This window comes from Paenibacillus xylanivorans, from assembly GCF_001280595.1.
Taxonomy (GTDB): Bacteria; Bacillota; Bacilli; order Paenibacillales; family Paenibacillaceae; genus Paenibacillus; species Paenibacillus xylanivorans.
Genome location: NZ_LITU01000008.1, coordinates 41415 through 52361, shown reverse-complemented (window position 1 = coordinate 52361; position 10947 = coordinate 41415). Strand labels below are relative to the sequence as shown.

Below are 10947 nucleotides of genomic sequence, written 5' to 3'. Positions count from 1 at the left end.
ATTCTGCAAGCAGAATGTTTACTCACTCATTGTTCAGTTTTCAAAGATCAAACTTGATGATTTTCTTTCTTTTTCGTCACCATTTTCTCTCAGCGGCGACTTTTATAATATACCATACTTCGTTTGTTTCAGTCAAGCTTTTTTCGAAATTCTTTTTCCAAGTTCTTAGTGAACTCATTCATTTCGTCAAAAGCATTTAACCCAATCAAGCAAAGCAACGAGATATAATGTACCATATAAACTTCTCAGGAGTCAACTACCCAAACAAAGAAATTTTCAAACCCAACAATAATCCAACCCCCGGCAATCCCAGAATGCTTACAGTACCTATTGTGGCAGGGTTCAGTGGAATGTAAGTTCCGGTGATCCAGCCTGAATAATTTACGATATATATCCCCACCGCAGCCAATACCAAATGTATCCCGAATGATGTAAAGAAGGATAGCCCAATCCGTTTTCTAAACAAAATGATTATCAATCCCAATAACGATACAACAAGCACGCTTCCTAATATTAGACTCTTCATACTTAGCACCCCCAAGTTCGAATATCATCATACCCCCACCTACATTCCCAACCCTCGATCACCTATAGCCACCCTCGTAACTCCCACACGCTTAGCCCGCTTCAAATGAATCTGATATTTACGTTCTGCAGCTTCCAATACATAGATCGCATAATCAATTTCGTCCTCCCCTTGCGCCTCTTCAAACTGTCTGACCGCCCGTTCCCACTCCGCCTTGGCTTTCTGAATATCTGAATAGATCTGGTCCTCTTCCATTTCCTTTAGCATTCTTTCACGTTTCTCCACAGATCTTCCTACATTTCGCCATATCAACATAAGCCCTCCCCCTCCTGATCAGCACAGCTTATTCTCATACATATCAGGGAAAGGACAAACTTAGAACTGAACCAAATAATTTAATGAATCTTTAATTTGATGCCAGCGCTATTCTTCGTTTCAATATACATACATCATTAGAATTGAGAGTCTTCACATCTAACCTGCGTTAAAACGAGTATTAGAACAAAAAAAGAGAGCCTAAAGGGCTCTCCAAGTAATCCAAACTCATCTATTCTTCTGATTAAAAAAATAAAACATTATATGTGTACACTCTCATCAAGCAGCACGCGTAGCTATCTCATTTCCCTGCGCCCTTCGAGCGCCTTGGAAAGAGTCACCTCATCCGCATACTCCAGGTCGCCACCAACAGGCAATCCATGGGCAATCCGAGTCACCGAGATCTCAAACGGACGGACCAAACGGGAAATATACATCGCCGTGGCCTCACCTTCGATATTCGGATTTGTAGCCAGAATGAGTTCTTTAACCCGTTCATCACTTAATCGAGTCAAAAGTTCCTTCAGACGGATATCATCCGGACCTATTCCCTCCATCGGAGAGATCGCACCCTGAAGCACATGATAGTATCCATCAAATTCCTTGGTACGTTCCATAGCCACCAAATCTTTGGAATCCTGGACTACACAGATCACCGAGACATCCCTGGATTTATCCTGACAGATCCGACAAGGATCAGTATCCGTAATATTACAACACACCGAACAGTAATGAAGATTCCGCTTCACACTTACGAGTGCTTTGGCAAAATCAATAACGTCATCTTCCTTCATTTTAAGCACATGAAAAGCTAGTCGCGCTGCCGTCTTGGGGCCAACACCCGGCAAACGGGTGAAGGCGTCAATCAGCTTTGCTATCGGTTCGGGATAATACAATCGATTGCGTCTCCTTTGATAGGATCAATTTAAATTAAAATAATCCCGGAATTTTCATGCCGCCTGTGAATTTACCCATATCCTGGTTCGCAATTTCATCAGCTTTGGTCATTGCATCATTGACTGCTGTCATAACCAGATCCTGCAGCATTTCTACATCTTCTGGATCAACCGCTTCTGGCTTGATGGTAATAGCCAGCAATTTCTTGTGTCCGTTAACTTCAGCAGTTACAACACCACCACCAGAAGTGCCTTGGACTGTTTTGTCCGCCAGCTCCTCCTGTGCCTTCAGCATTTGCTCCTGCATTTTTTTCACTTGTTTCATCATTTGGTTCATATTGTTCATGATTATTCATCTCCTTTGTTATAGTTATTGCGCCAGGCGCATGTATATCTATTCTTTGATCACTACAAGGTCCTCACCAAAGAGCTGAATGGCTTCGTCAATCCAAGGCTGCTTGTTGCCTGAACCGCCGTCTTCATGCTCAGGTTCAAGCTTAAAGTCCTCCTTTGGCGTTTCGGTAGCCCCATCAATCGCTCCGGTCCAATCTTTAAGCATCATCGTCACAAGACGCGCTGAACGTCCAAGCTGTTCAGACAGTACCCGTTCTATCACTTCGCGATTAGCCTGCTTCTCCGTAGTTTCACGGTGGATGTTGTTCTTAAACGCCACCAGAACATTGTCTTCCAGCAGTGATACCGGTTCACCATCCATAAACCAGGCGTGAACAGTTACTTTCTCTTCTTTTACGCGTTGCAGGATCTGCCCCCACTTCTTGCTGACCTCCACAAACTCAGGAGATCCCTTACGCGCAACATATTGATCGAGCTGCGGAGGAAGCTTCGCGGGCGAATTGCCTCTCGACACCGGAGCTCGTGTTGCCGGACGTGAAGGGGCACTTGATGCAGCCTCTCCCCCAGACAAACCACCCTTAAGCGCACGATCCAGCTTTTTCTCCAGTTCAGCAAGCTGTTGCTTCAATCGGTTGATCTCCCCACCATCCGCTGGCGAGGATACGGCAGAAGCCGCACCAACCGAACCTGACACCTGACCCGATGACGCCCCTTGGGCCGGAATGCTGCACAGTTTAAGGAGAGCTACTTCAAACAGCGTCTGCGGCTGTACTGCATATTTCATTTCACTCTGGTACCGGTTAAGGGTATCAATCATCTGGAACAGCTGTTCCTTGGTGAATGATTCCGCCATATCACGGAAAGTCTCGGGATTAAGCACCCGATCCGTGAGTTTATCTGCATCCGGCACCATCTTAATCATAAGCAAATCACGGAAATAATAAAGCAAATTCTCCATGCACTTGTCCGCACTCTTGCCTTCATGCATGAACCCTTCGATCATTTGCAAGATATGACCTACATCGCCCTTGAGCAGAGAAGCAGCAAGCTTCGCAAACTGTTCAGAAGGAATGCCTCCGGTCATATCCATAACCTGCTGATAGGTTACCCTGCCATCTGTAAAGGAAGAGATTTGATCGAGGACACTGAGTGCGTCCCTCATCCCCCCGTCAGACAGACGTGCGATATACTGGAGTGCGTCCTGGTCCGCTTCCATGCCTTCCTGTTCGCAAATCAGCGTAAGTCGTGCTGTCTGTTCTTCCAGAGATACCCGGCGAAAATCAAATCGCTGACAGCGAGAAATAATCGTTGCTGGAAGACGATGGGGTTCTGTTGTTGCCAAAATAAACATCACATGTGGCGGAGGCTCTTCCAATGTTTTGAGCAGCGCATTGAATGCCTCTGTCGTCAGCATGTGCACTTCGTCAATAATATACACTTTCTGCCGGACTTCAGTCGGGGCGTATTTTACCTTTTCCCGAAGATCGCGGATTTCTTCAACGCCACGGTTGGATGCGGCATCAATTTCCTGCACATCCATCACAGCGCCCGTCGTAATCCTGCGGCAAGCTTCACACTCGTTACAAGGCTCTGGCGCAGGCCCGCGCTCGCAGTTCACAGCTTTGGCCAAAATCTTGGCGGCACTTGTCTTCCCTGTACCTCTGGGCCCGCTAAACAAGTAGGCATGGGAAGTTCGCTGTTCACGAATCGCGTTCTGCAAGGTCTGAATAATATGCTGTTGTCCCACCATATCTTGAAACGACTGGGGACGCCAAGCCCGGTATAACGCGATATGCTCCATGATGCGTTACCTTCCTTCCACTTCGCATTCGAGTCCTTTGTCGTTCCCCCATTATACTATATTCCGGGGTGAATCCAAACTTTATCTGACTCATCATGCTTGGTTTTTTTAGACATATCAAAAAGACCTCTGCATACATACAACTGCAAAGGTCTCTACATTTAAATGGTAAGCCGTGCACCTGCTATCGATATTTGCGATCCAAGCGGCACCCCTTAACAACAGCTCGGGCTAGGCGATCCTCCGGCACAAGAGTGATCTCACTTATGGCTGCTTCCTTCCGGACCTGACCAGGTTCATGAGTACTCATTGCGGAGGACCCAACCGTCAACACCACGTTAAGGGACCAAACCTCACATCGACAAAACCTCTAGCAGGAATTCAACCTCGCTGTAGCGGATTGCGAGTTACAGGGCACCGCTACCTCCCCATCTAGCACGGTAAGAAATAGTATAACTTATGGTTGTCTAAATTGCAACCAGAGGGAATGGGAGCCAATACAATCACAAAAAAAACATATAAAAACCCCTGCCGGAACGGCAGAGGTGATTTGGATGTAATAATCAGACAATTCCCAGAGAATTGTTGAATTAGATTCCGTATTTTTTCTTGAAACGGTCCACACGGCCGCCAGCATCGATAAACTTCTGTTTACCGGTGAAGAACGGGTGGCACGCAGAGCAAATCTCTACACGAAGTCCGTCTTTAACCGAACCAGTTTCAAAAGTATTCCCGCAAGCGCAAGATACTTGACCAATCGTGTATTTAGGATGAATTGCTGCTTTCATTACCTTTCACCTCTTTCCGCCCTGAGCCTCAAGCGGACCCAGAGTAAATGGCACAACATCGAAGATTATAACACGGCCTAATGTCAGTTGCAATCCATAATTGTCAAGAGGTAATGAGGCGTTTTGGACGTGCCATTCCGGCTGGGGGAATGTGCGTATAGGAGCCAATAACGACATCTGGTAGCTCTTCCTCAAAAATCTCAATCATTTGCTTCATACCCAAAATATCACCTTGAGCTGGAGGAATCAATTCCAGATAGCTCTCCGGGTCAATATTGAGATTACGCATTTGAATAAGACGCAAATCGGTTCTGCGAGCAAACTCAATCATCGCTTCAATCTCTTCCTCACGATCCGTTACTCCTGGGAAGATCAAGTAGTTAATCGACGTATATACACCCTGTGAAGCAGCGTATTTCATTGATTTTTCTACATTGGCCAGTGTATATCCGCGAGGTTTGTAGTATGCATTATAGTGGTCATCCAATGCACTGATCGTACTTACACGCATCAGATCGAGCCCTGCATCAACAATGCCTCTCATGTGATCATTCAAACCTGCGTTGGTGTTAATGTTGATATATCCCATGTCGGTTATGGAGCGCACTTCGCGAATAGCTTCAATAATTAATTTGGCCTGCGTGGAAGGCTCCCCTTCACAACCCTGACCAAAGCTGATAATCGATTCAGGCGTCTTCAAGTGCTCCAGCATCACTTCAACGATTTCATCCACACGTGGACGGAAATTCATCCGGGTCTGCGGGGAAACGAAGCCACTATCATCGGGTTGCTCCGAAATACATCCGAAGCAGCCTGCGTTGCAGGAATAGGATACTGGAACGCCACCTTCCCAACGATTCAGGAAGGTATTAGACGAAGTCAGACATTCATATCCGAGCGCACAATTGGACAGATGGGTATAGAGGCGATTTTCGGGATATTGCTTCGTTAAACGTTTCACACCCGCACGTACATCATCCCGATCACAGTTCAGCGGATTCCATTGATCTGGATGATCAGACATCCGCGCAGTGACGTAAAACTCACCATCTTTCCACACGACAGCCGAGTAACCGAACAAAGGCAGTTTATACTCCTTATCCGTCTTTACATACCCCGGAAGACACAAACGAGTGAACCCTTGCGGAAGCAAAGCCCCAACCGCCTGTGTGTCACTAGGCATTGGCAGCATCTCGCCAGTATCCGGATCCATACCAATCGGACGTGTACTCGGCAGTCCAACCAGCGTTGCACCTTCCGGCAAAGGAATCAACTCATCATCCATAATTTCAACGATCATATCTCCACTTCGGGCAAGCCCGTACAGGGAAGGATGATCAAATACGTTACCTTTTTCATCTGCGTATACTAAATACATGATGTTCTCCTCACATCTAATGGGTTAAAGCCAAACGACGAGTATATTGTTAATCCAGCAGCAACGCTGCAAAATTTGAGTTAAATCAACGACGTAATTCTAGGTAGTTGTACCGGACGCAGCAGTCTGTCTTGGTGAGCGCCGAGTCGTAGTCGATCCGGAGTTGCTGGTTGGACTATTGCCAGCTGTATCAAATGCCGCCAAGAACTCAGCATTCGTTTTGCTATTACGCAGTTTCTTCAAGAAGCCTTCGACAAAGTCGTGGGAATCGTTCATGTTTTTACGAATCGCCCAGATTGTATCAAGCTCTTCTTTGCTCAGCAACACTTCTTCGCGGCGTGTACCAGAACGGCGAATATCGATAGCCGGGAAAATACGACGCTCTGCCAACTTGCGATCCAAATGAAGCTCCATATTGCCCGTACCTTTAAATTCTTCATAAATGATATCATCCATACGCGAACCCGTATCAATCAATGCTGTAGCCAGGATTGTCAGGCTTCCACCCTCTTCCACATTCCGTGCAGAACCGAAGAAACGTTTCGGACGATGGAATGCTGCCGGGTCAATACCTCCACTAAGTGTCCGTCCGGAAGGTGGGATGACTAGGTTGTATGCACGAGCAAGACGCGTAATGCTATCCATCAAAATAACGACATCTTTTTTCGCTTCAACCAAACGCAGCGCACGTTCAAGCACCAATTCTGCAACCTTGATATGGTTCTCTGGAAGCTCATCGAACGTAGAAGCCACAACTTCCCCTTTAACCGAACGCGACATATCCGTAACTTCTTCCGGACGTTCATCAATCAACAGGACAAATAGTTCAATTTCTGGGTTGTTGGTTGAGATGCTGTTGGCAATTTCTTTGAGGAGAAGTGTTTTACCCGCTTTGGGAGGTGCTACGATCAATCCGCGCTGTCCCAGTCCTACCGGGGCGAGCACATCCATAATGCGTGTGGACAAATGGTTGGGGGATGTTTCGAGAACCAGTTTCTTCTGCGGGTACAATGGGGTTAACGCCGGGAAGTGAAGTCTTTCCGCAGCCGCTGATGGATTCTCACCATTTACAGCGTTGACTTGCAGCAAACCGAAGTATCGCTCGTTTTCTTTAGGCGTTCTACACTTACCTGATACGAGGTCACCTGTTCTTAGGTCAAACTTGCGAATCTGTGAGGCTGAGATGTAGATGTCTTCCGTACTTGGCAGGTAATTGATCGGACGAAGGAATCCGTAGCCTTCAGGTAGAATTTCTAGCACACCTTGCATGAACATCAATCCACTCTGTTCAGCCTGTGCACGTAGTATGGCGAAGATCAATTCTTTCTTTTTCAATGTGCCGTAGTAGGGAATTTGATATTTTTTGGCCAGTTTGTAGAGGTCCGTTAGTTTCATTTCTTCCAAATCGGAAATTTGTAGATCCATATAATAACCACCTATTCAATTAATAAGTCCGTGAAATGGATAGTTTCGCTTGATGTTCCGGCTATAAGAGCAGCATCGTTCTGCAATTCTCTTCTGTCCATTGTACGGAATGTAACCGTTATAATGCAAATACTTGTCTTTGAGTGTAAGTTTCCGGGCGAGATAGCCAGCTTTCGGCAATATCCGCTAGTGAGTGAACACGAATACATGAGGCGTTCGATCCGGGCAGACCGGCTATGGAGCGCAGTTCAAACAAAACCGGGGCTTGAGGAAAAGGAAATGATGTTCTTACAGCCATATGAAGTCTGACTCAAAAAAAGACCCTCCGGTAAAGGAAACAGGAACATTTCGTCTTATCCCGGAGAGACTGAGAACTCTATTAAATCAGGTTTACCCAATTACTGAAAGGATATGCAGTTCTGTCAAAATAATCACTTAAATGCCGTAAAACTCGTCATACAATACAGAATTAATCTGTTTCTCGCCACACATCTGCACCTAGCAGACGCAGATTGGTTACTAGATGATCGTATCCACGATCGATAAATTCCACGCCAGTCACTTCGGTCACACCTTCACTAACGGTGAGACCTGCGATCACCAGCGCTGCACCGGCGCGAAGATCGGATGCTTTTACCTTGGCCGCATTCAAAGCACTGCCTTCAATGATAGCTGAGCGCCCTTCGACACGGATCTTTGCGCCCATGCGTACCAACTCAGGAACGTGCTTAAATCGGTTGCTATATACAAAGTCGCTCAGGACACTCACACCCTTTGCCTGTGTCAACACACTGGTCATCGGGGACTGCAAATCCGTAGGAAAACCGGGATATACGAGCGCCTTAACGTCTACATGATTGTAGCTCGGTTTGCCAATGACACGAATACTTTCGTCGAGCTCTTCAATGCCAACACCCATTTCCAACAACTTTGCCGTTAAAGCCTCCAGATGTTTGGGAATAACATTGTCAATCAGAACGTCGCCACGCGTCGCAGCGGCAGCGATCATATATGTGCCCGCTTGTATACGGTCCGGAATGATGGAATGACGGCATCCCTTAAGCTCCGATACACCTTCAATACGGATCGTTTCGGTACCGGCACCCTTAATACTGGCACCCATTGAATTCAAAAGTGTTGCTACATCTATAATCTCAGGCTCTTTAGCCGCGTTTTCGATAATTGTAGAGCCTTTGGCACGAGTAGCCGCCAGCATGATGTTAATGGTTGCACCTACACTGCTTACATCCAGATAAATCTTTGCTCCGCGCAGCTCTTTGGCATGCAAATGAATGGAGCCATGTTCGTTCGTTACGGTTGCGCCAAGCGCTTCAAACCCTTTGATATGCTGATCAATTGGACGAGGCTCAAAATTGCAGCCCCCAGGTAAACCAATGGTTGCTTCTTTAAAACGCCCAAGCAGTGCTCCCATCATATAATACGAAGCACGGAGCTTCTTCACGGGACCATTCGGCATGGGAATGGATTTAATATCGGAAGGATCGATCTTCATCTGACTGCCTTCCCAGTGTACACGAGCCCCGAGTTCCTCCAAAATTTCTGCATAAACCGCCACGTCACTCAAAAGCGGCAGGTTGTCCAGCACGACTTCTGATTCGGCAAGCAATGCTGCAGGAATAAGCGCGATGGCGCTGTTCTTGGCGCCGCTTATAGTTACAGTACCCTGTAACGGACGTCCGCCACTTATCATTAATTTCTCCATAAAGCTTAATGTCCCCCTACGTGTTTTGCAGCCGGTTAACGGCAATACGTGCTGTTGGCTTTCGATGTAGAAATAAGGCGTGAAAATGGAAAGACACCGGCTAGGCGGTGTTCTTTCCATTTTCACAGTATGGAACTGGTAAAGATAAATTACGCTTTGTTGTTGGAACCAAACTCGCGAATTTTACCTTTAACGGTTTCTTTGATTGCATCACGGCCTGGTACGATGAATGTACGTGGATCGTAAGCATCTGGTTTAGCTGCAAGCACTTCGCGAACCACTTTGGAGAACATAATTTGGTTCTCAGTGTTCACGTTGATTTTCGAAGTACCCAGGGAAATGGCTTTGTCGATATCATGTTTAGGGATACCTGTACCACCATGCAGTACCAATGGAACGTTAACCGCATCGCGAACTTCTTCCATTTCTTTGAAGCCCAGGTTAGGCTCGCCATGGTAAGGACCGTGTACGGAACCAAGAGCTGGAGCCAATGTGTCGATACCCGTTTCTTTAACGATACGTACACACTCGTTCAGGTCAGCGTACATGATACCACCGATAACGTCGTCTTCTTGTCCACCGACAGTACCTACTTCGGCTTCTACAGAAACGCCTTTAGCGTGTGCATATTCAACAACTTTTTTAGTCATTTCGATGTTTTCATCGATGGAGTGATGGGAACCGTCGATCATTACGGATGTAAACCCAGCATCGATCGCTTCTTTACACTTATCAAAGCTGGAACCGTGGTCCAGGTGAATAGCAACTGGAACGGAGATTTTCATGTCGTGAATGAGTCCTTCTACCATTTTAACTACTGTGTAGAAACCGCTCATGTGACGAGCTGCGCCTTCGGATACGCCCAAGATTACTGGGGATTTCTCTTCTTCAGCAGCAGCAAGAATCGCTTGAGTCCACTCAAGGTTATTGATGTTGTATTGACCAACTGCATATTTTCCTTCGAGTGCTTTGTTCAACATGTCTGTCATAGATACTAATGGCATGGTTTCAATCCTCCTAGGGGTGTTGGGTTGTGTCTATGGTTTTTAGCCGAAATCACATACGGGCTTATTATACCACATCCCATGTCAAATACTAAACAAGCATTTGCAAAAATGCTGTGCTTTGCAGCACAGTTTTCATAGACACAGCATGACGACGTCCCCATTTCCAATATTCCCCGGATACCAGACTGAAATACCCTGTATGTCCACCCGCAGACTCTCAAAGCTTCACACGCAAAAAAATCCTGTATCCACAGGATTCAGCTGCACTTATTCGCAGTATCATTTCGAAGCTGCATATTGACTGCCACTCGCATTTCATCGATATCAAACGGTTTCGTAAAGTGCATGAGCGCCCCAAGATCCGTAGCTTCCTTGATCATGTCCAGTTCACCATAAGCCGTCATCATGATGACTTTGATATCCGGATCAATTTCCTTAATATGTTTCAGAATTTCCAGGCCATCCATGCCAGGTATCTTCATATCAAGCAGCACAAGATCAGGTTTGTCATTATTTACTATTTCCAGGGCGATCTTCCCATTAGGCGCTTGAAACGTATTATATCCTTCGCTGCCGAACACTTCCATTAACAGGATTCGAATACCATTCTGGTCATCGACAATCAACACTTTTTTATTTTCCACTGATTAACCTCCTAGAATTAGGAAAGCATGTACGTCTGAATCTGGATAAGTATCCCATAGTCGTCATGATAAGTATTCTACCTCCCCCAT

The 10947-nt window shown here is 46.2% G+C and carries 11 protein-coding genes and 1 other RNA gene; all 12 read right to left on the bottom strand.

The window, feature by feature from the left end:
• Positions 1 to 256: 256 nt before the first annotated feature.
• The 12 genes from AMS66_RS00995 to AMS66_RS00945 all read right to left on the bottom strand — a co-directional run bounded on the left by AMS66_RS00995 (position 257) and on the right by AMS66_RS00945 (position 10857).
• Positions 257 to 526: a pro-sigmaK processing inhibitor BofA family protein gene (locus AMS66_RS00995; protein ID WP_053779060.1), complete on the bottom strand. Its 270-nt coding sequence runs from the start codon at positions 524 to 526 to the stop codon at positions 257 to 259.
• Positions 527 to 565: 39 nt separating this feature from the next.
• Positions 566 to 793, bottom strand: coding sequence for a DUF2508 family protein (locus AMS66_RS00990; RefSeq protein WP_144424380.1), 228 nt, complete (start codon positions 791 to 793; stop codon positions 566 to 568).
• A gap of 344 nt (positions 794 to 1137) precedes the next feature.
• Positions 1138 to 1737, bottom strand: a complete 600-nt coding sequence (recR, locus tag AMS66_RS00985) for a recombination mediator RecR (RefSeq protein ID WP_053779059.1) — start codon at positions 1735 to 1737, stop codon at positions 1138 to 1140.
• 34 nt (positions 1738 to 1771) lie between these two features.
• Entirely contained in the window at positions 1772 to 2083 is a 312-nt protein-coding gene (locus tag AMS66_RS00980; RefSeq protein ID WP_024628773.1) for a YbaB/EbfC family nucleoid-associated protein, read from the bottom strand.
• A 48-nt stretch (positions 2084 to 2131) separates the two neighbouring features.
• Positions 2132 to 3892, bottom strand: coding sequence for a DNA polymerase III subunit gamma/tau (dnaX, locus tag AMS66_RS00975; protein ID WP_053779058.1), 1761 nt, complete (start codon positions 3890 to 3892; stop codon positions 2132 to 2134).
• Positions 3893 to 4065: 173 nt separating this feature from the next.
• Positions 4066 to 4333: signal recognition particle sRNA large type (ffs, locus tag AMS66_RS31470), an RNA gene on the bottom strand.
• 149 nt (positions 4334 to 4482) lie between these two features.
• The gene (gene rpmE / locus AMS66_RS00970; protein WP_024628775.1) at positions 4483 to 4680 is read right to left on the bottom strand and encodes a 50S ribosomal protein L31; all 198 of its coding nucleotides are present in this window, start codon (positions 4678 to 4680) and stop codon (positions 4483 to 4485) included.
• A gap of 103 nt (positions 4681 to 4783) precedes the next feature.
• Positions 4784 to 6058, bottom strand: a complete 1275-nt coding sequence (locus tag AMS66_RS00965) for a radical SAM protein (RefSeq protein ID WP_053779057.1) — start codon at positions 6056 to 6058, stop codon at positions 4784 to 4786.
• A 99-nt stretch (positions 6059 to 6157) separates the two neighbouring features.
• Entirely contained in the window at positions 6158 to 7483 is a 1326-nt protein-coding gene (gene rho, locus AMS66_RS00960) for a transcription termination factor Rho (RefSeq protein WP_053779056.1), read from the bottom strand.
• Between the two features lie 469 nt (positions 7484 to 7952).
• A complete protein-coding gene (locus AMS66_RS00955; protein WP_053779055.1) occupies positions 7953 to 9206 on the bottom strand; it encodes a UDP-N-acetylglucosamine 1-carboxyvinyltransferase in 1254 nt (417 codons plus the stop codon).
• Positions 9207 to 9355: 149 nt separating this feature from the next.
• Positions 9356 to 10210 (bottom strand): class II fructose-1,6-bisphosphate aldolase, encoded by an 855-nt coding sequence (gene fba / locus AMS66_RS00950; RefSeq protein WP_053779054.1) that lies wholly within the window; start codon positions 10208 to 10210, stop codon positions 9356 to 9358.
• A 260-nt stretch (positions 10211 to 10470) separates the two neighbouring features.
• Positions 10471 to 10857, bottom strand: a complete 387-nt coding sequence (locus tag AMS66_RS00945; RefSeq protein ID WP_053779053.1) for a response regulator — start codon at positions 10855 to 10857, stop codon at positions 10471 to 10473.
• Between the last annotated feature and the right edge of the window lie 90 nt (positions 10858 to 10947).